This is a genomic window from Desulfobacter curvatus DSM 3379 (assembly GCF_000373985.1).
GTDB lineage: Bacteria > Desulfobacterota > Desulfobacteria > Desulfobacterales > Desulfobacteraceae > Desulfobacter > Desulfobacter curvatus.
Map to the genome: position 1 here is coordinate 69,664 of NZ_KB893101.1, position 24,345 is coordinate 94,008.

The 24,345-nt window shown below is 45.4% G+C and carries 34 protein-coding genes; all 34 read right to left on the minus strand.

Annotated features, from left to right (window positions below):
* Nucleotides 1-38: 38 nt before the first annotated feature.
* Entirely contained in the window at nucleotides 39-665 is a 627-nt protein-coding gene (gene rpsD, locus B147_RS0122600; protein WP_020589486.1) for a 30S ribosomal protein S4, read from the minus strand.
* Between the two features lie 58 nt (nucleotides 666-723).
* Nucleotides 724-1,119 (minus strand): 30S ribosomal protein S11, encoded by a 396-nt coding sequence (gene rpsK / locus B147_RS0122605; protein WP_020589487.1) that lies wholly within the window; start codon nucleotides 1,117-1,119, stop codon nucleotides 724-726.
* 25 nt (nucleotides 1,120-1,144) lie between these two features.
* A complete protein-coding gene (gene rpsM / locus B147_RS0122610) occupies nucleotides 1,145-1,513 on the minus strand; it encodes a 30S ribosomal protein S13 (RefSeq protein WP_020589488.1) in 369 nt (122 codons plus the stop codon).
* A gap of 14 nt (nucleotides 1,514-1,527) precedes the next feature.
* The gene (gene rpmJ / locus B147_RS31385; RefSeq protein WP_004073839.1) at nucleotides 1,528-1,641 is read right to left on the minus strand and encodes a 50S ribosomal protein L36; all 114 of its coding nucleotides are present in this window, start codon (nucleotides 1,639-1,641) and stop codon (nucleotides 1,528-1,530) included.
* A gap of 62 nt (nucleotides 1,642-1,703) precedes the next feature.
* Nucleotides 1,704-1,922, minus strand: a complete 219-nt coding sequence (gene infA, locus B147_RS0122615) for a translation initiation factor IF-1 (RefSeq protein WP_020589489.1) — start codon at nucleotides 1,920-1,922, stop codon at nucleotides 1,704-1,706.
* Between the two features lie 30 nt (nucleotides 1,923-1,952).
* Nucleotides 1,953-3,272: a preprotein translocase subunit SecY gene (secY, locus tag B147_RS0122620; RefSeq protein ID WP_020589490.1), complete on the minus strand. Its 1,320-nt coding sequence runs from the start codon at nucleotides 3,270-3,272 to the stop codon at nucleotides 1,953-1,955.
* Between the two features lie 26 nt (nucleotides 3,273-3,298).
* On the minus strand, nucleotides 3,299-3,736 hold the full coding sequence (rplO, locus tag B147_RS0122625; RefSeq protein ID WP_020589491.1) for a 50S ribosomal protein L15: 438 nt from the start codon (nucleotides 3,734-3,736) through the stop codon (nucleotides 3,299-3,301).
* A gap of 1 nt (nucleotide 3,737) precedes the next feature.
* Entirely contained in the window at nucleotides 3,738-3,920 is a 183-nt protein-coding gene (gene rpmD / locus B147_RS0122630) for a 50S ribosomal protein L30 (protein ID WP_020589492.1), read from the minus strand.
* Between the two features lie 11 nt (nucleotides 3,921-3,931).
* On the minus strand, nucleotides 3,932-4,432 hold the full coding sequence (rpsE, locus tag B147_RS0122635; RefSeq protein WP_020589493.1) for a 30S ribosomal protein S5: 501 nt from the start codon (nucleotides 4,430-4,432) through the stop codon (nucleotides 3,932-3,934).
* Nucleotides 4,433-4,448: 16 nt separating this feature from the next.
* Nucleotides 4,449-4,817, minus strand: coding sequence for a 50S ribosomal protein L18 (rplR, locus tag B147_RS0122640; RefSeq protein WP_020589494.1), 369 nt, complete (start codon nucleotides 4,815-4,817; stop codon nucleotides 4,449-4,451).
* 19 nt (nucleotides 4,818-4,836) lie between these two features.
* Nucleotides 4,837-5,379 (minus strand): 50S ribosomal protein L6, encoded by a 543-nt coding sequence (gene rplF, locus B147_RS0122645; RefSeq protein WP_020589495.1) that lies wholly within the window; start codon nucleotides 5,377-5,379, stop codon nucleotides 4,837-4,839.
* 15 nt (nucleotides 5,380-5,394) lie between these two features.
* A complete protein-coding gene (rpsH, locus tag B147_RS0122650; protein ID WP_020589496.1) occupies nucleotides 5,395-5,793 on the minus strand; it encodes a 30S ribosomal protein S8 in 399 nt (132 codons plus the stop codon).
* A 55-nt stretch (nucleotides 5,794-5,848) separates the two neighbouring features.
* Complete coding sequence (locus B147_RS31390) at nucleotides 5,849-6,034, minus strand: type Z 30S ribosomal protein S14 (RefSeq protein WP_083927967.1); 186 nt, start codon at nucleotides 6,032-6,034, stop codon at nucleotides 5,849-5,851.
* 21 nt (nucleotides 6,035-6,055) lie between these two features.
* The gene (rplE, locus tag B147_RS0122655) at nucleotides 6,056-6,595 is read right to left on the minus strand and encodes a 50S ribosomal protein L5 (RefSeq protein WP_020589497.1); all 540 of its coding nucleotides are present in this window, start codon (nucleotides 6,593-6,595) and stop codon (nucleotides 6,056-6,058) included.
* Nucleotides 6,596-6,616: 21 nt separating this feature from the next.
* Entirely contained in the window at nucleotides 6,617-6,937 is a 321-nt protein-coding gene (gene rplX, locus B147_RS0122660) for a 50S ribosomal protein L24 (protein ID WP_020589498.1), read from the minus strand.
* A gap of 27 nt (nucleotides 6,938-6,964) precedes the next feature.
* The gene (gene rplN / locus B147_RS0122665; protein ID WP_020589499.1) at nucleotides 6,965-7,333 is read right to left on the minus strand and encodes a 50S ribosomal protein L14; all 369 of its coding nucleotides are present in this window, start codon (nucleotides 7,331-7,333) and stop codon (nucleotides 6,965-6,967) included.
* Nucleotides 7,334-7,351: 18 nt separating this feature from the next.
* Nucleotides 7,352-7,612 carry a 30S ribosomal protein S17 gene (gene rpsQ, locus B147_RS0122670; protein WP_020589500.1) on the minus strand — a complete coding sequence of 87 codons (261 nt, stop codon included), beginning with the start codon at nucleotides 7,610-7,612 and terminating at the stop codon, nucleotides 7,352-7,354.
* 15 nt (nucleotides 7,613-7,627) lie between these two features.
* Nucleotides 7,628-7,828, minus strand: coding sequence for a 50S ribosomal protein L29 (gene rpmC, locus B147_RS0122675; protein WP_020589501.1), 201 nt, complete (start codon nucleotides 7,826-7,828; stop codon nucleotides 7,628-7,630).
* Nucleotides 7,828-8,238: a 50S ribosomal protein L16 gene (rplP, locus tag B147_RS0122680; protein ID WP_020589502.1), complete on the minus strand. Its 411-nt coding sequence runs from the start codon at nucleotides 8,236-8,238 to the stop codon at nucleotides 7,828-7,830. The genes rpmC and rplP overlap by 1 nt, the downstream gene beginning before the upstream one ends.
* 23 nt (nucleotides 8,239-8,261) lie before the next feature.
* The gene (rpsC, locus tag B147_RS0122685; RefSeq protein ID WP_020589503.1) at nucleotides 8,262-8,915 is read right to left on the minus strand and encodes a 30S ribosomal protein S3; all 654 of its coding nucleotides are present in this window, start codon (nucleotides 8,913-8,915) and stop codon (nucleotides 8,262-8,264) included.
* 16 nt (nucleotides 8,916-8,931) lie between these two features.
* The gene (rplV, locus tag B147_RS0122690) at nucleotides 8,932-9,267 is read right to left on the minus strand and encodes a 50S ribosomal protein L22 (RefSeq protein WP_020589504.1); all 336 of its coding nucleotides are present in this window, start codon (nucleotides 9,265-9,267) and stop codon (nucleotides 8,932-8,934) included.
* A 29-nt stretch (nucleotides 9,268-9,296) separates the two neighbouring features.
* Entirely contained in the window at nucleotides 9,297-9,572 is a 276-nt protein-coding gene (rpsS, locus tag B147_RS0122695) for a 30S ribosomal protein S19 (RefSeq protein WP_020589505.1), read from the minus strand.
* Nucleotides 9,573-9,582: 10 nt separating this feature from the next.
* Nucleotides 9,583-10,416: a 50S ribosomal protein L2 gene (gene rplB, locus B147_RS0122700; RefSeq protein ID WP_020589506.1), complete on the minus strand. Its 834-nt coding sequence runs from the start codon at nucleotides 10,414-10,416 to the stop codon at nucleotides 9,583-9,585.
* Nucleotides 10,417-10,428: 12 nt separating this feature from the next.
* Complete coding sequence (gene rplW / locus B147_RS0122705; protein WP_020589507.1) at nucleotides 10,429-10,716, minus strand: 50S ribosomal protein L23; 288 nt, start codon at nucleotides 10,714-10,716, stop codon at nucleotides 10,429-10,431.
* A 1-nt stretch (nucleotide 10,717) separates the two neighbouring features.
* The gene (rplD, locus tag B147_RS0122710; protein WP_020589508.1) at nucleotides 10,718-11,338 is read right to left on the minus strand and encodes a 50S ribosomal protein L4; all 621 of its coding nucleotides are present in this window, start codon (nucleotides 11,336-11,338) and stop codon (nucleotides 10,718-10,720) included.
* Between the two features lie 144 nt (nucleotides 11,339-11,482).
* Nucleotides 11,483-12,115 carry a 50S ribosomal protein L3 gene (rplC, locus tag B147_RS0122715; RefSeq protein WP_020589509.1) on the minus strand — a complete coding sequence of 211 codons (633 nt, stop codon included), beginning with the start codon at nucleotides 12,113-12,115 and terminating at the stop codon, nucleotides 11,483-11,485.
* A 24-nt stretch (nucleotides 12,116-12,139) separates the two neighbouring features.
* The gene (gene rpsJ / locus B147_RS0122720; RefSeq protein ID WP_004073804.1) at nucleotides 12,140-12,448 is read right to left on the minus strand and encodes a 30S ribosomal protein S10; all 309 of its coding nucleotides are present in this window, start codon (nucleotides 12,446-12,448) and stop codon (nucleotides 12,140-12,142) included.
* A 23-nt stretch (nucleotides 12,449-12,471) separates the two neighbouring features.
* Nucleotides 12,472-13,665: an elongation factor Tu gene (tuf, locus tag B147_RS0122725; protein ID WP_020589510.1), complete on the minus strand. Its 1,194-nt coding sequence runs from the start codon at nucleotides 13,663-13,665 to the stop codon at nucleotides 12,472-12,474.
* A 47-nt stretch (nucleotides 13,666-13,712) separates the two neighbouring features.
* Entirely contained in the window at nucleotides 13,713-14,180 is a 468-nt protein-coding gene (gene rpsG / locus B147_RS0122730) for a 30S ribosomal protein S7 (protein WP_020589511.1), read from the minus strand.
* A gap of 59 nt (nucleotides 14,181-14,239) precedes the next feature.
* Nucleotides 14,240-14,611: a 30S ribosomal protein S12 gene (rpsL, locus tag B147_RS0122735; RefSeq protein WP_020589512.1), complete on the minus strand. Its 372-nt coding sequence runs from the start codon at nucleotides 14,609-14,611 to the stop codon at nucleotides 14,240-14,242.
* Nucleotides 14,612-14,713: 102 nt separating this feature from the next.
* A complete protein-coding gene (gene rpoC / locus B147_RS0122740; protein WP_020589513.1) occupies nucleotides 14,714-19,096 on the minus strand; it encodes a DNA-directed RNA polymerase subunit beta' in 4,383 nt (1,460 codons plus the stop codon).
* 10 nt (nucleotides 19,097-19,106) lie between these two features.
* A complete protein-coding gene (rpoB, locus tag B147_RS0122745) occupies nucleotides 19,107-23,237 on the minus strand; it encodes a DNA-directed RNA polymerase subunit beta (RefSeq protein ID WP_020589514.1) in 4,131 nt (1,376 codons plus the stop codon).
* A gap of 112 nt (nucleotides 23,238-23,349) precedes the next feature.
* A complete protein-coding gene (gene rplL / locus B147_RS0122750; protein WP_020589515.1) occupies nucleotides 23,350-23,742 on the minus strand; it encodes a 50S ribosomal protein L7/L12 in 393 nt (130 codons plus the stop codon).
* Between the two features lie 66 nt (nucleotides 23,743-23,808).
* Nucleotides 23,809-24,333, minus strand: coding sequence for a 50S ribosomal protein L10 (gene rplJ, locus B147_RS0122755; protein WP_020589516.1), 525 nt, complete (start codon nucleotides 24,331-24,333; stop codon nucleotides 23,809-23,811).
* Between the last annotated feature and the right edge of the window lie 12 nt (nucleotides 24,334-24,345).

Sequence of the window (24,345 nt, forward strand, 5' to 3'; positions counted from 1 at the left end):
CTGAATAGATAATTTGGTAAATCATGTATATGATAAACCTATTTTGAATAGAGCTCGACGATCAACTGTTCCTGGATCGGCAGTGAAATATCTTCCCTTTCAGGAAGACCTTTAATTTCACCTTTAAAACTGTCTTTATTAATTTCAAGCCACTGGGGAATACCACGCCTTACAATGGCGTCCAAGGAATCGATAATGGCTTGGATGGTTCTGCTTTTTTCACATAGTTCGATAACATCCCCTTTTTTTACCTGATAGGATGGGATGTTAACCTTTTTTCCGTTTACGGTAAAATGATTGTGACGAACAAAATGGCGACCCTGATTTCTGGAATTTACGAATCCAAGCCTAAATACAGCATTATCTAACCGAGTCTCCAGTAATGTCAACAGATTAATGCCGGTAATGCCTTTTTGACGATCTGCTCGTTTGAATGTATTTCTAAACTGTTTCTCAGATACACCATAAATGCGTTTAACTTTTTGTTTTTCCCGAAGCTGCATACCGTAATCTGATTGTTTAACTCTTTTCTGACCGTGTTCCCCGGGAGGGAAGCCTCTGCGGTCAAAACTGCATTTATCAGAAAAACAACGATCACCTTTTAAAAAAAGTTTCATATTTTCACGCCTGCACTGCCTGCAGACAGAACCTCTATATCTTGCCAAGTTTCCTCCTTTATCACTTTAGATAAAGTTTACACGTTTAAATTTTTCGTTCCAACAATTACACACGTCTTCTTTTGGGTGGGCGGCACCCATTATGCGGTACCGGGGTAACATCCTTAATCATGGAAATGTTGAACCCAAGTGCATGCAGTGCCCGAAGTGCGGACTCTCTGCCGGGACCAGGACCTTTAACATATACCCCGATATTTTTCATTCCATGTTCCATTGCTTTAGCTCCTGCATCTTCTGCAACCAGTTTAGCTGCAAAGGGTGTGGATTTTCTGGAGCCTTTGAACCCCTGCATTCCGGCGGATGACCAGGAAATGGTATTTCCATTTTCATCTGCAATGGTGACAATGGTGTTATTAAAGGTAGACTGAATATGCACTATGCCGGTTGATATATTTTTTTTAACCCGCTTTTTGGCAACGACCTTTTTAGACTTTTTCGCCATAATTGTTATCCCTTTTAATTAAGTCCTACTTTTTCTTCTTCACTGCCGCGCGTTTGGGACCTTTTCTGGTTCTGGCGTTGGTACTGGTCCGCTGCCCGTGGCAGGGCAGGCCTTTACGATGACGCAGTCCCCTGTAACAGCCTAGATCCATCAACCGTTTAATGTTCATGGACACCTCAGAACGCAGTTCACCTTCAACTTTGAATTCGGCGTCAATGACTTTTCTGATTTCATTGACCTGCTCTTCGGTCAGATCGTTTGCCTTAATTGTGGGCTCAATGCCCGTTTTTTCAAGTATATGCTTAGATCTGCTGCTCCCAATACCATAGATATAGGTTAAAGCGATCCACGCATGCTTATCTCTTGGTAAGTCAACTCCAGCTATACGTGCCAAATTTTTTTATCCTCCTATCCCTGACGCTGTTTATGGCGTTTGTTGACACAAATGACTCTGATGACACCGCGCCTTTTAATAACTTTGCAGTCTCTACAGATTTTTTTTACGGATGCTCTGACTTTCATCTAACTGCTCCTCATCTCATTATTCCAATGTATACTTAATTTTTCTTATCCACGGTCCGGTATTATTTATACCGGTAGGTAATTCTGCCACGACTTAAGTCATAGGGAGAAATTTCCACAGTCACCTTATCACCGGGAAGTATTTTTATAAAATGCATTCTCATTTTCCCGGAAATATGTGCCAGCAGAACGTGCTTATTTTCCAATTCTACCTTGAACATGGCATTGGGAAGTGTTTCAAGAACTTTACCGTCTACTTTAATGGGCTCTTCTTTAGCCATAACTAAATTCTTCTCCTTTGTGGTGCCATATCAGGACCGGCTTTTGATCCGTTTATTTCCTGAGCGTCCCAGAAAACCATCATAATTGCTGGTGATCAAATGAGACTCTATCTGGGAAATGGTATCAATAGCAACACCAACAACAATCAACAGCGCTGTCCCGCCGAAATAAAAAGGTACGTTAAACTTATTCATCAATACGGTGGGTAGTACACAGACCACTGAGACATAAGCTGCACCGCCCACAGTAATCCTTGTAAGCACTTTATCAATGTATTCAGCGGTCCTTTTTCCCGGTCGAATGCCCGGAATGTATCCACCGTTCTTTTTCATATTTTCGGCCACATCTTCAGGGTTAAACTGAACTGCGGTATAAAAAAAGCAGAAGAAAACGATAAAACCAACATATAACAGGTAATACCAAATCGTTCCCGGACTGAACATACCGGCCACGGTCTGCATGACAGGCAGATTGATAAACTGGGCCAGCGTGGTGGGAAACATGATAATGGAAGATGCAAAAATAGGCGGAATAACGCCCGATGTATTAATTTTAAGCGGAAGATGTGAGGTCTGTCCACCATACATTTTTCTGCCGACCACACGTTTGGCGTAATGAACCGGAATTCTGCGTTGAGCCAGTTCCATAAATATAATGGCAGCTATCACGGCAATCATCAACACAATCAAAATGATGATGGAAAACAACCCCATCTCACCACTGCTCAATAACCGTCCCATTTTAATACCTGCGGACGGCATATTGGCGACAATACCCGCAAAAATAATCAAAGAAATCCCATTACCAATTCCTCTTTCGGTAATCTGTTCACCAAGCCACATAATAAATGCAGTTCCCGCTGTCAGGGTGATAATGGTAATCAGTCTGAATCCCCACCCAGGATATGGTACAATGGGAATACCGGCAGGCGATGTCATGGATTCAAGGCCGACAGCAATCCCAAAACCTTGTATGGCACTTAAAACAACCGTACCATACCGAGTTAACTGGGTTTTCTTTTTTCGACCTGCATCTCCTTCTTTTTTAAGCTGTTCAAGATAAGGAACAACCACGGTCATTAGTTCCAGAATAATAGAAGCACTAATATAAGGCATAATGCCCAGGGCAAAAATAGAAAGCCGCTGCAGCGCTCCACCAGAGAACATATTGAACATGGAAAATAAAGTACCTGAAGCCGATGCAAAAAATGATTCCAGTGCTGCCCCGTCAATACCAGGCGTCGGGACATGCACCCCAACCCTGTAGACAAAAAGCAAGGCAAGCGTTATCAGTATCTTGCGTTTAAGCTCAGGCAGTTTGAGCATATTCTGGTAGCTGTTCTGGATCATTGGAACTTTTCCTTATACCTTTACGCTTAGTCTACGCTGCCACCGGCAGTTTCAATTTTCTCTTTTGCACTCTGGGAAACCAAAATATTCTTCAGGACAAACTTCTTGGTAACCTCACCATTTCCAAGAAGTTTAACACCGTCGACAACCCCTTTGACAAGACCGGCTTCCCTGAGAACTACCTCTGTAATTTCAGCACCATCATCAAACCGGTCAAGGTCTTTGACATTGAGAACGGCATTATGGGTTCTAAACATATAGTTCTTAAACCCACGTTTGGGAAGCCGCCTGTAAATTGGCATCTGTCCACCCTCAAAGCCGGGGCGAACCGATCCACCGGAACGTGCCTTCAGTCCCTTATGCCCTCTAGTAGAGGTTTTACCCATACCGGAACCGGGACCCCGGCCTACTCTTTTCCTGTTTTTTCTGCTGCCTGGAGCAGGAGCCAGATCATGTAACTGCATCCTAAACCTCCTCTACTTTCACCAGGTGTGAAACCTTTTTCACCTGCCCCATAATCACAGGGGTATTATCGTGCTCCACAGTGTGATGCATCCGTTTAATGCCCAGGGAGCGTATAATCCGTCCATGCTTTGCAGGACGACCGATGGCGCTTCTTATTTGCGTAATCTTAATTTTATCAGCCATTGTTCGCCTCTTTATATTTCTTCGGGGTTAAGGCCGCGTCTTTTGGCAACTTCTTCCTTGGTGCACAAGGACTGTAAGCCTGCCATGGTGGCTCTTACAATGTTCTGGGTGTTGTGGGAACCAATACACTTGGTCAAAATATCGGTTACACCGGCTGCTTCAAGGACCGCACGAATGCCGCCGCCTGCGATCAGCCCGGTACCGGGAGACGCCGGCTTGAGCAGAACCCGTCCTGATCCGGCGTGGCCCAGAACTTCAAAGGGAACCGTGCCATTCAGGATGGCAACTTTTTTCATATTTCGTTTGGCTTTGTCCATTCCCTTTCTGATGGCTTCAGGAACTTCTTTGGCCTTTCCCAGTCCATATCCCACGCTGCCTTCACCGTCACCTACCACAACCAGGGCAGTGAAGGTAAAATTCCGGCCACCTTTAACGACCTTCGCAACACGGTTAATTCTGACGACTTTATCTATCAGCCCTGTATCTTCCATCTGCTGTTGTTGTCTTGCCAAGGGTGTTCCTCCTTAATTAGAATTCAAGACCGGCTTCCCGGGCCCCGTCTGAAAGTGCTTTTACGCGTCCGTGAAAAAGGAACCCATTCCGGTCAAAAACTACCTTTCTAATTCCTTTATCCATTGCCCTTTTGCCGATAAGGTTGCCCACTGCCTTTGCGACATCCTGCTTTTTCCCCTCAACGGGCGTATCTTTGTATTCTTTGTCAAGGGTAGATGCTGCAACCAGCGTTATACCTTTGGTGTCGTCTATAATCTGGGCGTAAATATGCTTGGCAGTTCTGAAAACGCTGAGTCGGGGACGTTCCTGATTACCAAATATATTTTTTCTAATCCGTTTTTTTCTTTTAAGCCGTGCAACCAGCCTAGGTGATGTATTTGCCATAATCTATATTCCCCACCTTTTAATCTTTACCAGCAGTCTTACCTGCTTTTCTGATAATTCTTTCGTCAGCATACATAATGCCTTTGCCTTTATAAGGCTCGGGAGGTCTAATAGCCCTGATGTTTGCTGCAGCCTGCCCCAAAAGCTCTTTATCAATGCAGGTAAGGGTCACTTCAACGTTTTTGTCCACCGCTGCAGTTACACCATCAGGAAGGGCAAAATCCACAGGATTTGAATACCCAACAGACAGGACCAGATTCTTTCCTTTAGTCTCAGCACGGTAACCAATGCCGGAAAGTATTAGTTTTTTCTCATAACCTTGGGTGACACCATGTACCATATTAAAGATAAGAGACCTGAACAGCCCCTGTAGTGCCACCTTCTTTTTATCAGAGGTGTCGGTAGAAACACTCAACACCTGATTATCAATCTCAATATTTACTGCCGGATGCAGCTTGCGGTCAAGACTGCCTTTAGGCCCTTTGACATTGATCGTATCGCCATCAAGGGTGATCTGAACCTTATCTGGAAGCTGAACCGGCTTTTTTCCTATTCTGGACATTTTATAGCTCCTGTCTTACCAAACGTTACAAAGAATTTCACCGCCGACCTTTGCTTCTTTTGCCTGCTTGTCGGTCATCAACCCCTTAGAAGTGGAAATGATGGAAATACCTAAGCCATTTAATACCGGCTTGATACTTTTTGATTTGGCGTACACCCTGCAAGAGGGCTTGCTGACACGCTGTATACCAAAAATAGTTGGTTCGCCTTCTGAAACATATTTCAGGGCTACCCGGATAACCCCCTGGGTCTCGTTTTCAAGAAATTTGTAATCTTTGATATACCCTTGTTCCTTCAGCACCCGCACCATTTCAAGTTTAATCTTTGATCCGGGGATATCCACCTTGGACAGACCTGCCTTGCCACCATTTCTGATTATGGTCAGCATGTCTGCAATGGGATCACTAGTTGCCATTTGAAAATCTCCTTAAATAAGCTGATATTTAAATAATCGTTAGAATCTGAATACGCTACCAAGAAGACTTGGTTACCCCAGGCAGTTTACCCTGTGAGGCAAGCGTTCTAAAACAAATTCTGCAAATACCAGCTTTTCTAATAAATGCACGAGGTCTACCGCATAAAGGGCACCTATTGTAAGCCCGTACACCAAATTTGGGTTTTCTTTGTGCCTTTGCGATTAAAGCTTTTTTAGCCAAACGATCTTCCTCCTTAGGTCCTTAGTTTTTAAAGGGCATTCCCATTAATTTAAGAAATGATTTCCCTTCTTCATCGGTTTGGGCTGTGGTGACAACCGTTACATTGAGGCCCTTAATAGCGTCAGTCTTATCATAATCAATTTCAGGGAAAATGATGTGCTCAGTGATACCTAAGCTATAATTGCCTCGACCATCAAATGCTTTCCCTGAAATCCCTCTAAAATCCCTTACACGAGGAAGTGCGATGTTGATCAGTCTGTCAAGAAAGTCATACATTTTTTCCCGTCTAAGCGTCACTTTGCAGCCAATGGGAAGATCCGCACGCAATTTAAAATTTGCAATGGGTTTCTTTGCGCGGGTAATTACGGCTTTCTGCCCTGCAATCAATCCCAGCTCCTGAGCTGCTGTTTCAACAATTTTCGGGTTTCTGACCGCCTCGCCAAGCCCCATATTCAGTACAATTTTGTCCAACTTTGGCACTTGGCACTGATTGGTGTATTTGAACTCATCCGTCAGTGCAGGCACCACTTCATTGGTATACTTTTCCTTAAGCGTAGTCATTTATTTTCTCCGGCTTAGGTGTTATGAGTCTATCTGCTGATTGCATTTTTTACAGACTCTTACCCGTTTTCCATCTTCAAGCTGTTTGATTCCGATACGAGTCGGCTTTACACAGGAATTGCACATCAGCATAAGATTGGATACGTCCATGGGCATAGCCTTTTCGACGATGCCCCCCTGGGGGTTTTCCTGGGAAGGACGCTGATGAACTTTGACCATGTTGATATTTTCAACAACAATCCGGTTCGTCTTTTTGACAACTTTGAGAACCTTGCCAATCTTACCTTTGTCCTTGCCGGTCAACACTTTAACTTTATCGTCTTTTTTTATTCTTATTTTCATGACTTATTTGTTCTCCCTGGCATTGGATCAAAGTACGTCAGGTGCAAGAGAAATAATCTTCATAAAACGCCTTGCACGAAGTTCTCTTGCAACCGGTCCGAAAATACGGGTTCCCACCGGCTCATTATTCTTGTTGATCACAACAGCGGAATTATCATCAAAACGGATGGATGATCCGTCGGGCCGGGAGATCTCTTTTTTGGTTCTAACAATAACAGCCCGCACTACATCTCCCTTGCTGACCTTTGAATTGGGAATAGCCTCTTTTACGGAAACAACGATCACATCTCCGATGGTGGCGTATCTTCTTTTAGAACCGCCAAGAACCTTAATGCAGTACAGTTCCTTGGCGCCTGAATTGTCAGCGACTGTCAGTCTGGTTTCACTTTGAATCATTATTCAACTCCTTAGACACTATACCGCTTTTTTAACAATTTCAGTCACCCGAAACCGTTTTAATTTACTCAGCGGTCTGGTTTCGATAATTTTGACTTCGTCACCAATTCTGCATTCATTCTGCTCATCATGGGCGTGATATTTTTTGTAGCGTTTGATGTATTTTTTATACACCTTATGCTGTACAAATCTTTCAACCCTGACCACCACGGACTTATCCATTTTATCGGACACGATCAGACCAATCAGCTCTTTTTTATTTTTTTTTGTAGTTTCCATATCAATACTCGTTAGTTAGCTAATTTTGACATTCATTTCTTTGGAAATCGTGTAAAGCCTGGCGATGTCTTTTCTTACACTGGACAGATTGGCTGTATTCGCGAGCTGACCAACATTATTCTGGAAACGAAGGTTAAATAATTCTTTTTTAAGCTCAACGATTTTATCTTTAATCTGACCTGCATCCATGTCCCTGATTTCACTGGCCTTTAACATTACTTACTCCTTTCCACAAAACGGGTTTTTACGGAAAGTTTTCTGGCGGCCAGCTTTAGAGCCTCTTTGGCCAATTCTCTGTCAACGCCTTCCATTTCATAGAGAATTTTACCCGGTTTCACCCGTGCCACCCAAGCATCCGTTGCACCTTTACCTTTACCCATCCTGACTTCAGCAGGTTTTTTGGTAATCGGGTGATCAGGAAAAAAACGAATCCAGCTTTTGCCCTGCCGTTTTGCCTTTCTGGTCATCGCGACCCTGGCGGCCTCAATCTGTCTTGCATTTATATAGCCGCATTCAACAGCCTGGAGTCCAAAGTCTCCAAAACTCAGTGTATTACCCCGAGTAGGCGTTCCTTTGGTTCTACCGCGGAATTGTTTGCGATATTTGATATTTCTGGGACTCAGCATATGCTAATTTCTCCTTATTGCCTTTAATTAGTTGCCAGAGTCTGTTCACCGGGGTTTATAACTTCCCCTTTGAATATGAACACCTTAATGCCAATGGTACCATAGGTGGTGTTGGCTTCGATGAATCCGTAATCAACATCCGCTCTAAGCGTATGCAAAGGGATTCGGCCTTCCTTATACCATTCGGTTCTGGCCATTTCAGCACCACCCAAACGACCAGAGCAAATAATTTTAATACCTTTTGCCCCGAATCTCATGGCAGAGGAAACGCTTCTTTTCATTGCCCTTCTGAAAGCGATGCGTTTTTCAAGTTGGCTTGCAATATTTTCCGCCACCAACTGCGCATCGGTTTCAGGTCTTCTGACCTCTTTGATGTCAATCAACACTTCGGGATTAAGCATTTTTTCAAGCTCATTTTTCAGCAATGCGATCTCCGCACCTTTCTTGCCGATAATGATGCCGGGTCTGGCCGCAAAAACTCTGAGCCGAATCTGTTTTGAAAACCGCTCAATCTCAATTTTGGAAATACCGGCGTGGTATAGTTTCTTTTTCAAATATTTTCTTACTTTGAAATCTTCTTCGACAAAGCTTGCATACTCTTTGTCAGCGTACCACCGGGAATCCCAAGTCCTGATGATGCCTAATCTTAATCCGGTAGGATTTACTTTCTGGCCCAAGCCTTTCCCTCCTTGTTTAGACGGTTTCTTCTACAACCACTGTTAAATGACTGGTTCTTTTTAGAATACGGGCAGCTCTTCCCCTTGCCCGCGGCCTGAACCGCTTCATGGATGGTCCATGATCAACAATCACATTTTTCACTACCAGCTTGTCAACATCCATCTCATTGTTATGCTCGGCATTGGCGATGGCAGCCTGCAGGGTTTTATACATAATCCCTGCTGCCTTTAAAGGCATGAACTTTAATAAGGTCAGCGCCTGTTCGGCATTTTTGCCTTTGATCTCGCTGATGGGCAGCCGAAGCTTAAACGGTGAGATTCTTGCATATCTTGTAGTCGCTTTAACTTCCATATCTTAAATTTCCTCTAAATCATAGCAGATTACCGTTTGGATTTTTTATCTGCGGCATGACCCCAATAAGTTCTTGTGGGTGAAAATTCACCAAGTTTATGCCCCACCATATTCTCCGTGACAAACACAGGAATAAATTTTTTTCCGTTATGGACAGCAAAGGTATTGCCGACCATTTCAGGTAAAATAGTAGAACGACGCGACCAGGTTTTAATTACTTTATTGCTGCTGGACTTCTGGGCTTCAAGAACTTTTTTGAGAAGCTCAGACGCGATATAGGGTCCTTTTTTTAATGATCTTGGCATAATTTATCACCTATTTCCTTTTAGCCCTTCTTTTAACAATATACTGATCCGTTCTGGCATTCTTACGGGTTCTTTTACCTTTAGCAGGAAGGCCCCAAGGAGAACATGGCTGACGACCACCGGAAGAACGGCCTTCGCCACCACCCATGGGATGATCCACAGGGTTCATTGCAACACCACGCACAGAAGGCCGTTTCCCCATCCAACGGGTACGCCCGGCTTTACCGATGCTGACGTCACTATGTTTTTCATTTCCAACACGACCTACAGTGGCTTTGCATTTAACATGAATCATACGAACTTCACCGGAAGGTAGCAGAATCTGGGCATAAGAACCTTCTTTAGCCATTAACCGTGCGTATCCGCCGGCACTTCTGACAATCTGGCCGCCCTTGTTTTGTTTTAATTCGATGTTGTGAATTCTGGTACCTGTTGGAATATTCTCCAAGGGTAAACAATTACCGGGTTTAATATCGGCATCAGGACCGGTTTCAAGTACATCACCAACTTTGATATCCAGTGGCGCCAAAATATATCTTTTTTCACCGTCAGCGTAGGTCAACAGCGCAATTCGAGCCGATCTATTCGGATCGTATTCAATTGCAGACACCTTAGCTGGAATTCCGTCTTTGTCCCGTTTAAAATCAATAATACGATATTTCTTTTTAGCCCCGCCGCCTCTGTGTTTTGCGGTGATTCTTCCGTAGGAATTTCGGCCGGACCGTTTATTGAGTTTTTTAGTCAGCCTGCGTTCAGGACTATCTTTTGTAATTTCTTCAAAAGAAAGATACTCCTGAGCGCGTCTTCCCGGAGATGTCGGCTTGGTCTTAACTATTGTTGACATATTAATACCTCTTTACACACCTTCAAAAAAATCAATTCGTTGTCCGGGCATCAGAGTGACAACGGCTTTTTTCCAGTCCATTTTTTTGCCGATGATTCTGCCACGCTGTTTTATTTTACCTTTGACCTGTATGGTTCGAACCTGTTTGACCTGGGTATTGAATGCTTTTTCAACAGCGTTTTTAATTTCAACTCTGTTGGCATCCTTGGCAACTTTTAAAGTCACTTGGTTGAACAGTTCTCTTTGAAGGGTGGATTTTTCGGTAACTACAGGTCCACGGAGGATGTCATATTCAATCATCTTAACTCAGCCTCCCCTTGATGTTCTCGATACTGGATTTAACCAGCAGAAGGTTTTTAAACTTTAAAATGTCGTAAACATTGAGACCTTCAGTCTTAATTACCTTAACATCCGGAATGTTTCGAGAAGACAGAGCGAGTTTCGCATCGTCGGCATCTGAAACAATGAGAAGATCATCAAGATTCAGTGCTGAAAGGACATTTACCAATGCCTTTGTTTTAATTTCTTCGAGTTCAATAGCGTCTACAACAAAAAGCTGACTGTCAGAAACCTTTGCACTTAAAGCCATTTTCAAGGCAAGTTTTCTTACCTTTTTAGGTACTTTTATCTCATAGGACCTGGGGCTGGGACCAAATATCACGCCACCACCTTTACGCAAAGGGGATTTTATGCTACCGGCCCGGGCATTACCGGTTCCTTTCTGCCTGAATAATTTCTTCGTAGAACCTGAAACCATACCCCGGGTCTTAGACGCAGCAGTCCCTACCCGTTTTGATACGAGTTGGGACCGAACGACTTCGTGAAGAACACTTGTTTTAACCGGTATGCTGAAAATTTCGTCAGGTAGCTCGACTTCAGACACTTTAGCACCTGTACTGTTTAATACCTCTACAGCAGCCATTATTCTTCCTCTTCAATTTTGATCGACTATGCATCACTGCGAAATAATTGCAATACCCATAGCCGCTATTCGTCTATTTAATTTAGACTGATGCTTTGCCGCGTTTTTTAAAATCTATTTTTAAACACGGCATCTAAAACTGTTTTATTTTTTTACATCAGCTTTGCGCACTTCGACAACGCCAGTCTTGCAACCAGGCACCGCGCCTTTTACAAGAATAAGATTGTCTTCATGCTTAATATCTACAATCGTTAAATTTTTAACCGTAACTTTATCTACACCTTTATGACCCGGCAACCTTTTTCCCTTGATTACCTTTGCCGGCCAGGCTGAGTTACCGATTGAACCAGGTTTCCGATGGTTTCGGTTACCGTGGGTTTCCGGCCCCCTGGAAAAACCATGACGTTTGATGGTTCCCTGGAAACCACGACCCTTTGACGTGCCGGTCACAGTTACTTTATCACCAATTGAAAACATATCAACGCCGATGGTAGCACCGGGTTCAATTTCTTCAACGGAATTTTCTCTAAATTCTCTTAAAACGCGAAAGCCTTTATCCGATGCTTTTTTTAAATGTCCTGCAATGGGTTTGTTCAGGCGTTCAACCGACTTTTCATCAAACCCGAGCTGCAAAGCTGTATACCCGTCAGTCTCTTCCGTTTTTATCTGGGTTACAACACAGGGCCCAACCTGCAGCACTGTAACAGGAACGAGCTGTCCATCGGAGGCAAACACATTGGTCATCCCGATTTTTTTTCCTAACAATCCACTCATCATAACAAATATGTTCCTGTTAATGCACTATAATTTAATTTCAACATCGACGCCGGGGGACAGGTCAAGCTTCATTAACGCGTCCACTGTCTGCTGTGTCGGCTCTAAAATATCCATCATTCTTTTATGCGTTCTGATTTCAAACTGCTCACGGGACTTTTTATTCACGTGAGGGGAACGCAACACAGTAAACTTGTTGATACGGGTGGGTAAGGGAACCGGTCCCACAATCCTGGCACCGGTTTTCCTTGCCGTATCAACAATATCTACTGAAGACTGATCAAGCAGCTTATGGTCATAAGCTTTGAGCCTAATTCTAATTTTAGTCTTCAACATTGTTTTTGTTCTTTCTTAATCTACTATTCTATAATTTCGCCAACAACACCTGCACCAACTGTACGGCCGCCCTCACGAATAGCGAAACGAAGTTCTTTTTCCATGGCGATGGGGTTGATCAATTCGACGTTAATGGTAGCATTATCACCAGGCATAATCATCTCAACGCCTTCGTCCAGCGTCAGAACGCCTGTGATATCGGTAGTTCTGAAAAAGAACTGGGGTCTGTAGCCGGTAAAGAAAGGTGTATGACGGCCACCTTCTTCCTTACTCAGTGCGTACATTTCTGCTTTGAACTTGGTATGCGGGGTAATGGTGCCAGGCTTACAAACTACCTGACCACGCTCAACCTGATCACGTTTTGTGCCGCGCAGCAACAATCCAACATTGTCACCGGCCTGACCTTCGTCCAGAAGCTTTCTGAACATTTCAACACCAGTACATACCGTCTTTGCAGTATCTCTAATACCTACGATTTCAATTTCTTCGCCTGTCTTGATCACACCACGCTCGATACGACCGGTAACAACCGTACCACGACCGGAAATTGAGAATACGTCTTCAATGGGCATCAGGAATGGCTTAGCAGTGTCCCTTTCAGGCTCGGGAACATAGGAGTCAAGGGTATCAAGAAGTTCAAAAATAGGTTTAGCTTCTTCTGCGTCTACGTCATCACATTCCAAGGCCTTAAGCGCAGAGCCGCGAATAATCGGGGTTTCATCACCCGGGAATTCGTAGGTATCAAGAAGCTCCTGGAGCTCCATTTCAACCAGCTCAATCAACTCTTCATCATCAACCATATCACATTTATTCAGAAAAACAACGATCTTAGGCACACCAACCTGACGCGCAAGCAGAATATGCTCACGGGTCTGGGGCATGGGACCGTCGTCGGCAGATACAACAAGAATCGCACCGTCCATCTGAGCAGCGCCAGTGATCATATTTTTGATATAGTCAGCATGGCCCGGGCAATCAACATGCGCGTAATGGCGCTTGTCGGTCTCGTATTCAACATGGGCGGTAGCGATGGTAATACCACGCTCTCTTTCTTCCGGAGCCTTATCAATTTCATCAAAGGGAACATATTCTCCATGCCCCTTCAGGCCGGCAAGCTTAGTAATCGCCGCAGTCAGAGTGGTTTTCCCGTGATCGATATGCCCGATTGTCCCGATGTTTACATGCGGTTTGTTCCGCTCAAATTTCTCCTTAGCCATCTTCTGTATTCCTCCTGTGGAATGTTTACAAAGATATTTTTAAATCTCTACCACCTAAAATGCGCGAATGCCTTGTTGGCTTCTGCCATTCTATGTGTATCTTCTCTTTTCTTAATTGCCCCGCCACGCTCGTTATAAGCGTCCATCAACTCAGCAGCAAGCTTATTCGCAAAGCCTTTTTCAGAACGGCTTCTGCTGAAATTAATAAGCCACCTGAAAGCCAGGGCCGTCTGGCGACCGGGTTTTATATCAGTGGGCACCTGATAGGTAGACCCGCCGATCCTTCTTGACTTCACTTCAACAGAAGGCCTGATATTATCAATCGCTTTTTTAAACACAGCCAGAGCAGGTTCGCCAATCTTATCTTCAGCAATCATCAACGCATTAGCCACAACTTTTCGGGCAGCATTCTTTTTGCCGTCTTTCATGACACAATTGACAAACTTGGCTGCAAGCTTCTCCTCTTGCGTGGCATCCTGCATGAAGCCTTCTTTAAATACTAATTTTTCTGCCATCTTAAAAAGTCCACCAAATTTATATTTTATTAATATGAATGCTTAAAAACCCATTGTGACTACTTGGGACGTTTGGCACCATATTTTGAACGCCCTTGGCGTCGATCGTCCACACCGAGTGTATCAAGGGCACCCCTGACAATATGATAGCGCACACCAGGAAGGTCTTTTACCCTTCCGCCCCTGACCAGGACGACAGAGTGCTCCTGGAGATTATGCCCCATGCCCGGGATATAAGCCGCAACCTCCATACCGGTTGTCAAACGAACCCTTGCAACCTTCCTTAAGGCCGAGTTCGGTTTTTTAGGAGTAGAAGTATACACCCTGGTGCAAACCCCGCGTTTCTGAGGCCCGCCTTTCAATGCCGGCGTACTAACCTTTTTTTCAGCTCTCTTCCTACCTTTTCGTACCAATTGATTTATGGTCGGCATAACTCCACACGCTCCTTCATCAAACTTAATAAGTCGCCATACACGACAAAATATTTAATTCTACTTATACTTTTCCAAAATGTCAACAATATTTTATTTTTTCTATACCTCAGCGAATTCACCGTACCCGACTTCTATATTACGATATCCCGGGAAACCTGTGCCTGCAGGGATAAGTCTGCCCATGACGACGTTCTCTTTCAATCCCTTAAGGCTATCATATTTACCCTCAATGGCTGCAAGGGTCAGCACCTTGGTGGTCTCCTGAAATGACGCCGCAGACAAAAAGCTGTCTGTGGACAAAGAGGCCTTGGTAATACCAAGAATAAGGGGCTCGCCCTTGGCCGGTTCACCGCCCTCCATGGCAACCTTGCGGTTGGTTTCTTCAAAAAGGATACGATCAACCTGTTCATCGGGGATAAAATTGGTATCTCCGGTAGAAATCACTTTAACCCGGCGCATCATCTGACGGATAACAACTTCAATATGCTTGTCATTGATTCGTACACCCTGAAGCCTGTATACTTCCTGCACCTCGTCAACCAGGTATTTGGCCAGTGCGACTTCACCCTTGATATTCATTATATCCTGAGGATTGGCAGAACCTGCGATCAGCGGATCACCCGATTTTACATAGTCACCGTCATATACGGACACATGTTGACCCTTGGGAATGGCGTACTCTTTTGCCTCTCCGACATCGCCCGGCTTAATCGTGACTTTCTGGCGGCCTTTAGTCCCCTTTGACACTGTGACATAGCCGTCAATTTCAGTCAGCACAGCCGGATCCTTCGGTTTCCTGACCTCAAAAAGCTCAGCAACCCTAGGCAAACCACCTGTAATATCTTTGGTCTTTGTAGTGGCACGCGGCAACTTGGCAATAACATCACCTGCCATGATGTTGTCATCCTCTTCAACAGTGAGAATTGCATTTACCGGCAGGTAATATCTGGCAGGGGTTTTAGAGTTGGGCAGCTTAACAGCCTTACCTTCTTTATCCTTAACCGTAATCCTGGGCCGAACCTCAACATCCTTGCTTTCAATTATCGTCCTTGATACCTTGCCGGTAACCGGGTCAATCTGTTCTTGAACCGTATTACCCACAATAATATCGGCAAATCTTATCCGACCGGATACTTCGGTGATGATCGGTGTGGTAAAGGGGTCCCAGGAGGCTATAATATCACCCGGCTCGATCTGCTGACCATTCTTGGCATGGAGGGTAGCACCATAAATGACGCTATCCTTGGCACGCTCACGCCCCTCCTCCCCGACAATGGTCACACCGCCACCTTTACGGTTCATGACAATGACGTCACCCTGGGCTGAAGTTACGGTCTGAATATCGTCGTTAAACTTTAAAATCCCACCGACACGGGCTTTGACTTCTGCGACCTCTACCTTTCTGGATGCTGTGCCTCCAATGTGAAAAGTACGCATTGTTAACTGGGTACCCGGCTCACCAATGGACTGGGCCGCCACAATACCAATGGCCTGGCCGATTTCTACGGTAACACCATGGGCTAGGTCTCGGCCGTAGCACCTTGAGCAGACACCGTGTTTTGAGTTGCATGTCAATACGGATCTGATTTTTACCCGTTGAACGCCCGCAGCTTCGATTTTAGCCACATGTGCTTCATTAAGTTCGGTATCAGATGCCACAATGAATTCATCGGAATAGGGATCACGGATATCTTCCTGGGTAACACGCCCAAGAATTCTCTCCCCAAGGGTCTGAATAATTTCACCGCCCTCATACAATGCCTCAACCTCAATGCCGTTGATCGTACCACAATCAGGCTCCACGATGGTACAGTCCTGACCGACATCAGCCAGACGACGGGTAAGGTATCCGGAATTGGCTGTTTTCAGCGCAGTATCGGCCAGCCCCTTACGGGCACCATGGGTGGAGATAAAGTACTGAAGTACTGACAGCCCCTCACGGAAACATGCAGTGATGGGATTTTCAATAATCTCACCGGAAGGTTTAGCCATCAAACCACGCATGCCAGCCAACTGGCGCATCTGATCCTTGGAACCACGGGCACCGGAATCCGCCATAACATAAACGGCATTAAGTTCCTCTGAATTATCTGCGCCCTCTTTTTGGGGCGGATTCTTCATAACCTCCATCATGGCGTTGGCAATATCATCTGTGGCCTGGGCCCAGATATCAACCACCTTATTGTATTTCTCACCCTGGGTAATCAGGCCTTCGGAATACTGGTTTTTGATATCTTCGATATTTTTTTCTGCCTTACCGATGAGATCCCATTTATTTGCCGGAATAATCATGTCATCAATGCAGATGGATAGGCCGCCAAGTGTTGAGTTCTTATATCCGATGTCCTTAAGGCGATCGGAAAGAATAACGGTTTCCTTTAAACCGATATTTCTGTAGGCATAGTCAATGAGCTTTACAATGGATTTTTTATCCATCAGCTTATTCACCAGACTAAACGGCAGCGTAGAGGTTCTTTCATCCACTTTGAAAATGGTATACTTATCGCCCACCATCCGGACATCTGTGAACTGACCTTGTTTCAGTCCATAAAGCTGCTCCACCACCACGTCGGAGACCTGAAAAATATTTTTAAATTCCTTACGGGTTAAAACCCCAGTTGTGCCCCGGGTCTTTTTAATTTCCTCATCTGCGTATTTATCAAGGACAACATCAAAATCCTCACCGGCCTTTAGTTCATCAAGTGCAGCTTCGGCATCCTCCAGACTTTCGGTCCGAATACGGCTCATGTTTAGCAGCACATCGCCGGGAATGGTTTCCCACAGGAGAATCCGGCCGGTCGTGGTTTCATAAATCACATCGTCAATGCGGACCTTGATTTTGGCGTGAATATCCAACTCCCCGGCATCAAAGGCGAAGCGAACCTCATCTATACTCGAAAAGGTGGCACCCTCTCCCTGCTGACCAGACATTGCACGGGTCATATAATAGATACCCAATACAATATCCTGGGTGGGAACAATAATGGGTTGGCCGTTTGCCGGGGACAAAATATTATTGGTGGACAGCATCATAACCCTGGCTTCGAGCTGGGATTCCAGGGACAGCGGTACATGAACTGCCATCTGGTCACCATCAAAATCCGCGTTAAACGCCGGGCACACCAAGGGATGAAGTTGAATGGCCTTGCCTTCAATCAATACCGGCTCAAATGCCTGAAATCCGAGACGATGCAAGGTGGGCGCACGGTTCAGCATAACGGGATATTCCTTGACCACGGCTTCAAGGGCATCCCAAACTTCGGTCTCCTCACGCTCAACCATTTTCTTCGCACTTTTAACCGTAGAGACCAGGCTTTTTTGCTCAAGGTAATTGTAAATAAACGGTTTGAACAGCTCCAGAGCCATTTTCTTGGGAATGCCGCACTGGTGCAGCCGAAGCTCAGACCCCACGGTAATAACGGTACGGCCGGAATAATCCACACGTTTACCTAAAAGGTTTTGGCGGAAACGACCTTGTTTGCCTTTAAGCGTATCAGACAAGGATTTCAACGGACGTTTGTTGGTACCTGTGACCACCCGGCCATGGCGACCATTGTCAAAAAGCACATCCACAGCTTCCTGAAGCATCCGCTTCTCGTTTCGGACAATAATATCAGGTGCATTGAGATCAACCAAGCGTTTAAGACGGTTATTGCGGTTAAGCACCCTGCGATACAGATCATTGAGATCCGAGGTCGCAAACCGGCCGCCTTCAAGGGGAACAAGGGGACGCAGATCCGGAGGCAAAATGGGGCAGGCCGTCAAGATCATCCGAGAAGGCTCTATACCCGAGGTCAAAAAGGCGTCAATGACCTTCATGCGCTTGGACATTTTCTGTTGCTTGGCCATGGATTTGGTCAGGCCGATCTCTTCGGTAAGCTCATCATGAACTGCTTGAAGATCAATCTCATTGAGCAGGGTTAAAATGGCCTCTGCACCGAGTCCTGCGACAAAGCCTTCCTCACCGAATGTCTCTATGGCCTCGTAATACTGGTCATCGGAGAGCAACTGCATTTTTTTCAACCCCGTGTCTTTAGGGTCGATAACAATATATGAGTCAAAGTAAAGAACCTTTTCCAGATTCTTCAACGTCATATCCAGGACATTACCGATCTTGGAAGGCAGGCTTTTCAAAAACCAGATGTGGGAGACAGGGGCAGCAAGTTCAATATGCGCCATACGCTCGCGTCTGACTTTGGACTGAATAACCTCAACCCCGCATTTTTCACAAACCACCCCGCGGTGCTTCATGCGTTTATATTTACCGCAATTACACTCGTAATCTTTGGTCGGTCCAAATACCTTGGCACAGAAAAGTCCGTCACGTTCGGGCTTAAAGGTTCTATAGTTAATGGTCTCGGGTTTTTTTATTTCACCGTAGGACCATTCCCGAATCTGGTCCGATGATGCAAGGCTGATCTGAACGCCCTGGTAACTTTGGGGATCCTTGGGTTTTGCGAAGAAATCATATATATTGTCCAATGTCTTCTCCTTATTTGCTGCCTTCTATAAGATTCATATCCAGCCCCAGAGCATTGAGCTCTTTTATCAGAACCCTGAAAGATTCAGGCATTCCAGGTTCCAGGACATTCTGGCCTTTAACAATTTTTTCATACATACGGGTCCGGCCGGTCATGTCATCGGATTTCACCGTAAGAAATTCCTGTAGTGCATGGGCAGCACCGTAGGCCTCCATGGCCCAGACCTCCATCTCCCCAAGACGCTGACCGCCGAACTGGGCCTTACCGCCAAGGGGCTGCTGGGTAACAAGGGAGTACGGCCCGATGGACCGCGCATGCAACTTGTCATCCACCAGATGGTGAAGCTTAAGCATATACATGGTGCCCACAGTAACCGGTTTATCAAAGGGCCTGCCGGTACGCCCGTCATAGAGGATGGACTGGCCCGAGGGGTCACTTCCGGACATGCTGATCAATTCCTTGATCTCTTCCTCTGTAGCACCGTCAAATACCGGTGTTGCGGTATGCACCCCGTTTTTGTAAAGGGAGACGAACTCCATGAATTGCTCATCATCCATGGCATCAATGTCCCGGACAATGGCATCGTCCACCAGCCCTTCCTTTTGTTTACGGGTCAAGGAGAATATCTGTTTGGCCTTGTCCCGAAGTTCGCCCAGCCGTTTTTCCTCAAGCATATCTTCAATCTGCTGGCCCAGGGCATAGGCAGCCCGGCCTAAATGAATTTCAAGAATCTGCCCAACATTCATACGTGAAGGTACACCCAAGGGGTTAAGCACCATGTCAACAGGCCGACCGTCTGCAAAATAAGGCAGATCCTCAACCCGAAGAATCCTTGAAACAACACCCTTGTTCCCATGGCGGCCAGCCATTTTATCGCCCACGGAAAGCACCCGCAACATAGCAACAGAAATTTTAATAAGCTTGAGAACCCCCGGAGGAAGGTCATCCCCCTTTTCAAACCTGGAGACCTGGCGGTTGAAATGCTCCCGGGCCTTTTTTATCTGCCCCTGGGCCTGTTCAAGGATAACCTGAACCTTTTCGGTCAATACGGCATCCTCAACTGTAACATTTACCAGTACGGACACCGGTATTTTTTCAAAAATACCGGGAACCACTTTGGTTCCGGCCTTGACCAGAACCTTTCCGTTCCGTTCCAGATCATTGAACAGTGCGTGGCCGTCAAGTACGGATTCAACTTTTTCCCTGCCGACATCGGAAATAATTTTTATCTCATCATCACGGTCTTTTTCAAAACGCTCAATCTCTTCATCTTCGATCTGCCTTGTTCTATCATCCTTAGGCAGACCGCGACGTGAAAAGACCTTAGCGTCAATCACCTTCCCATGAACACCCGGAGGCACACAAAGAGACGTATCTTTGACATCACCGGCTTTTTCACCGAAGATGGCACGCAGCAGCTTTTCTTCAGGAGAGAGCTGGGTTTCGCCCTTAGGTGTAATTTTACCCACCAGAATATCACCGGGTTTGACCTCAGCACCCAGCCGGATAATGCCGCTGTCATCCAGATTCTTCAAGGCATCTTCACCCACATTGGGAATGTCCCTGGTGATCTCTTCCTTTCCAAGCTTGGTGTCCCTGGCCAGGACCTCAAACTCCTCAACATGAACAGAGGTATACACTCCATCCTTAACCAGGCGCTCGGAGACCAGTATGGAATCCTCATAGTTGTACCCATCCCAAGGCATGAAGGCTACAGTCACGTTTTTACCAAGGGCAAGTTCCCCCAGTTCCGTGGACGGACCATCCGCAATGACCTGCCCTTTTTTAACCCGCTCGCCTTTTTTCATAATGGGTCTATGGTTAAAGCAGGTATTCTGGTTGGATCGGACAAACTTAGTACAATTATAAATGGATACGGCCTTATTAAACTTTGGATCATCACTGTCGTCATTTTTGACAACAATACGTTTTGAATCCACATCAACCACAACCCCGTCGCACTCAGCAACAATGGTAACCCCGGAATCCCTAGCGACAACGGCTTCCATCCCAGTACCCACCAAAGGCGCCTCACTGCGAATCAACGGCACGGCCTGGCGCTGCATGTTGGAGCCCATGAGTGCCCTGTTGGCGTCATCGTTTTCGAGAAAAGGGATCAGTGATGCGGATACGGATACCAACTGATTTGGCGACACGTCCATAAACTTTATTTCTTCAGGGGCCACCATCTCAAATTCCCCTGCAACCCGTGCAGATACGGTAGAATTGACAAAATTTCCGTCAGCATCTAGAACGGCATTGGCCTGGGCAATGGGGTGTTCCTTTTCTTCAAATGCACTTAAATGCTGAATTGTTTTGCTGGCATTTCCTTCGTTTACTATTCTGAAGGGGGTTTCAATAAACCCAAAATCATTTACCCGTGCATAGGTGCATAGAGAAACAATCAAACCGATGTTAGGCCCTTCAGGGGTCTCAATAGGGCAGATACGGCCATAATGAGAGGGATGAACGTCACGCACTTCAAAACCTGCACGCTCCCGGGTCAACCCGCCAGGTCCCAAAGCAGAAAGACGCCGCTTATGGGTGGTTTCCGATAAAGGATTGGTCTGGTCCATGAACTGGGACAACTGTGACGTACCGAAAAATTCACGTACAACCGCAGACACGGGCTTGGGATTGATAAGATCGTGGGGCATCATGGCATCCACTTCCTGCATGCTCATCTTTTCCTTGATCGCCCGCTCCATGCGGACAAGACCGATGCGGTAGTGGTTTTCCAACAGTTCCCCCACCGCTCTGACCCGCCGGTTTCCCAGGTGGTCGATATCGTCCACCTGACCCTGGGTGTCTTTGAGTTCAATCAAGGTGGCTGCGGTAAGCAGAACATCCTCTTTTCTCAGGGTTTTCACATCAATTTTAGTATTTACCCCAAGGCGATGGTTCATTTTAAGACGGCCCACCTTGGACAAGTCGTAATATGCCTGGCGAAAAAACAGATGGTCAATAAAATCCTGGGCCACCTCAATGGTGGCGGGATTGCCGGGGCGAAGCCTGCGATAAATATCCATTAAGGCTTCTTCCTTGGTTTCAATCTTGTCTGAAATCAGGGTCTTACGCATGCAATCTGAACTGCGGGGATCTACATAAAGAATTTCAAAGGTATCAATATCCTTTTCCTCAAGCAATTCAAACGTATCCTCTGCAATGGCATCTCCGGCTTTAAACAAAGGAGCCGGATCATCGCTTGCCAGAAAAAAATTGCCAGCAAACGCTTTACCAATGAGTTCATCTTCAGAAATGGGGATAAAGTCTAACTTTTCATCGGCAAGTTGTTTTAAGGCGCGTTTGGTAAAAATCCGCCCGGCCTTGACCACGACATCGCCGGTTTCAGGAGATTTTATATCATAACCAGCCCGTTGGCGGACCAAATTTTCAGGAATGAATTCTCTGAAATAAGAACCGTTTTTACGTACAATTTTTTCTTTGGTGTAAAAAAAATCAAGAATATCCTCCCCGGTGTAACCAAATGCTTTAAAAAGAATGGAAACAGGAAATTTACGTCGGCGGTCAATACGGATATAGACAATATCCTTGGCGTCAATTTCCATATCAATCCAGGAACCACGCACCGGAATGATCCGGGCATTATAGATAATCTTACCCGAAGAATAATTTTTTCCTTTGTCATGATCAAAGAATACACCTGACGACCGGTGAAGCTGGGAGACAACTGCACGTTCAGTACCGTTGATGATAAAGGTTCCCCTTGGTGTCATCAAAGGAATGGTACCAAAATAGATTTCCTGTTCTTTTATATCACGGATAGTTGACACACCGGTATCTTTGTCATGGTCATAGACGACAAGCCGAACCCTGATATTGACCGGGATGTCATAGGTCATCCCGCGACTGATACACTCCTGCATAGAGTGCTTGGTCTCCCCAAAGGAATAAGAAACATATTCAAGGGAAGACGTATCGGTAAAATCCTTGATGGGAAATACGGATTTAAAAACCGAATGCAACCCCTTTTCTTCTCTATCCTGGGGTGAAACATCCCTTTGAAGAAAACCTTCAAAGGATTCTCTTTGCATCCCGATGAGATCCGGGATGTCTATTATTTTACGTTTACCGCCAAACTCTTTTCTAACACGCTTGTTCGTCAAAAGACTTCCGGCCATGATATCTCCCGATGTGAGTTTTTCCAACTGTAAAAGCGGAGACACGACCCACTGGCCTTGCCCCCGCGTATAGTTTATGCACAAACTACTTGTGCTTATCAGCTATGCTAAACTACTTTACAGACACCTGAGCACCGGCACCCTCGAGCTGTTCTTTGATTTTGTCTGCCTCGTCTTTGGCAATACCTTCTTTTACAGCTTTGGGAGCTTCTTCAACAAGTGCCTTGGCTTCTTTCAGCCCAAGACCGGTGATCGCACGAACTTCCTTGATTACATTAATTTTCTTGTCACCGGCAGCTTCAAGGATAACGTCAAATTCTGTCTTTTCTTCTGCTGCAGCACCCCCGGCATCACCACCTGCAGGCATGGCGCCTGCAGCAAAGGCAACAGGTGCAGCTGCGGATACACCAAATTTGTCTTCAAGTTCCTTAATCAGTTCGGAAAGCTCCAGAACACTCATATTTGAAATAAATTCAATTACATCATCTTTTGTAATATCAGCCATTTTAATCTCCTGAAATACGAATACCTGAATCGTACTTATAAATTTAAAGTTTTGGTTTATTTTAAGTTACGCTGCGTCTTTTTGATCTTTAACAGCATTAAGCACATTGAGAAAAGATCTTGGAACACCGGCCAGCACGTTGACAAGATTCGTGGGAACGGCATTAAGTGTACATACCAGCTTAGCCAACAACTCTTCTTTAGATGGCATCTTGGCAAGCTGCTTGACATCTTCTTCGCTTAAAAATTTTCCGTCAAGGGACGCTCCCTTGAGCTGCATTTTCTCATTGGTTTTCAGAAATTCTGATAAGACCTTGGCAGGTGCCACAGGATCATCCTTGGAAAGGATAATCGCATTCGGTCCTTTAAAAAGATCAATCAATACCTCCGAGCCGGTTCCTTTAGCGGCCAATCTCATCAAGGTATTTTTTACGACTGCCATTTGAGCGCCAGCTTCCCGTAGTTTTGCACGAAGTTCAGTCACCTGGGACACAGTCAGTCCCTTGTAGTCAACCAGAAAAGAAATCTCTGCATCGCCGAGATCCTTTGCAAGTTTTTCTACCAGTTCTTTTTTCTGGGAAATATTCAGCATTTTTTTACACCT

Excerpts from the sequence above, each read along its gene's own strand:
- rpsK (WP_020589487.1), bottom strand. The coding sequence starts at position 1,119 with ATGGCGAAAAAGTCTAAAAAGGTCGTTGCCAAAAAGCGGGTTAAAAAA.
- rpmJ (WP_004073839.1), bottom strand. The coding sequence starts at position 1,641 with ATGAAAGTCAGAGCATCCGTAAAAAAAATCTGTAGAGACTGCAAAGTT.
- infA (WP_020589489.1), bottom strand. The coding sequence starts at position 1,922 with ATGGCTAAAGAAGAGCCCATTAAAGTAGACGGTAAAGTTCTTGAAACA.
- secY (WP_020589490.1), bottom strand. The coding sequence starts at position 3,272 with ATGATCCAGAACAGCTACCAGAATATGCTCAAACTGCCTGAGCTTAAA.
- rplO (WP_020589491.1), bottom strand. The coding sequence starts at position 3,736 with ATGCAGTTACATGATCTGGCTCCTGCTCCAGGCAGCAGAAAAAACAGG.
- rpmD (WP_020589492.1), bottom strand. The coding sequence starts at position 3,920 with ATGGCTGATAAAATTAAGATTACGCAAATAAGAAGCGCCATCGGTCGT.
- rplR (WP_020589494.1), bottom strand. The coding sequence starts at position 4,817 with ATGGCAAATACATCACCTAGGCTGGTTGCACGGCTTAAAAGAAAAAAA.
- rplF (WP_020589495.1), bottom strand. The coding sequence starts at position 5,379 with ATGTCCAGAATAGGAAAAAAGCCGGTTCAGCTTCCAGATAAGGTTCAG.
- rpsH (WP_020589496.1), bottom strand. The coding sequence starts at position 5,793 with ATGGCAACTAGTGATCCCATTGCAGACATGCTGACCATAATCAGAAAT.
- rplE (WP_020589497.1), bottom strand. The coding sequence starts at position 6,595 with ATGACTACGCTTAAGGAAAAGTATACCAATGAAGTGGTGCCTGCACTG.
- rplX (WP_020589498.1), bottom strand. The coding sequence starts at position 6,937 with ATGAAAATAAGAATAAAAAAAGACGATAAAGTTAAAGTGTTGACCGGC.
- rplN (WP_020589499.1), bottom strand. The coding sequence starts at position 7,333 with ATGATTCAAAGTGAAACCAGACTGACAGTCGCTGACAATTCAGGCGCC.
- rpsQ (WP_020589500.1), bottom strand. The coding sequence starts at position 7,612 with ATGGAAACTACAAAAAAAAATAAAAAAGAGCTGATTGGTCTGATCGTG.
- rpmC (WP_020589501.1), bottom strand. The coding sequence starts at position 7,828 with ATGTTAAAGGCCAGTGAAATCAGGGACATGGATGCAGGTCAGATTAAA.
- rplP (WP_020589502.1), bottom strand. The coding sequence starts at position 8,238 with ATGCTGAGTCCCAGAAATATCAAATATCGCAAACAATTCCGCGGTAGA.
- rplV (WP_020589504.1), bottom strand. The coding sequence starts at position 9,267 with ATGGAAGTTAAAGCGACTACAAGATATGCAAGAATCTCACCGTTTAAG.
- rpsS (WP_020589505.1), bottom strand. The coding sequence starts at position 9,572 with ATGCCAAGATCATTAAAAAAAGGACCCTATATCGCGTCTGAGCTTCTC.
- rplB (WP_020589506.1), bottom strand. The coding sequence starts at position 10,416 with ATGTCAACAATAGTTAAGACCAAGCCGACATCTCCGGGAAGACGCGCT.
- rplW (WP_020589507.1), bottom strand. The coding sequence starts at position 10,716 with ATGATTGAATATGACATCCTCCGTGGACCTGTAGTTACCGAAAAATCC.
- rplD (WP_020589508.1), bottom strand. The coding sequence starts at position 11,338 with ATGGCTGCTGTAGAGGTATTAAACAGTACAGGTGCTAAAGTGTCTGAA.
- rplC (WP_020589509.1), bottom strand. The coding sequence starts at position 12,115 with ATGATGAGTGGATTGTTAGGAAAAAAAATCGGGATGACCAATGTGTTT.
- rpsJ (WP_004073804.1), bottom strand. The coding sequence starts at position 12,448 with ATGTTGAAGACTAAAATTAGAATTAGGCTCAAAGCTTATGACCATAAG.
- tuf (WP_020589510.1), bottom strand. The coding sequence starts at position 13,665 with ATGGCTAAGGAGAAATTTGAGCGGAACAAACCGCATGTAAACATCGGG.
- rpsG (WP_020589511.1), bottom strand. The coding sequence starts at position 14,180 with ATGGCAGAAAAATTAGTATTTAAAGAAGGCTTCATGCAGGATGCCACG.
- rpsL (WP_020589512.1), bottom strand. The coding sequence starts at position 14,611 with ATGCCGACCATAAATCAATTGGTACGAAAAGGTAGGAAGAGAGCTGAA.
- rpoB (WP_020589514.1), bottom strand. The coding sequence starts at position 23,237 with ATGGCCGGAAGTCTTTTGACGAACAAGCGTGTTAGAAAAGAGTTTGGC.
- rplL (WP_020589515.1), bottom strand. The coding sequence starts at position 23,742 with ATGGCTGATATTACAAAAGATGATGTAATTGAATTTATTTCAAATATG.
- rplJ (WP_020589516.1), bottom strand. The coding sequence starts at position 24,333 with ATGCTGAATATTTCCCAGAAAAAAGAACTGGTAGAAAAACTTGCAAAG.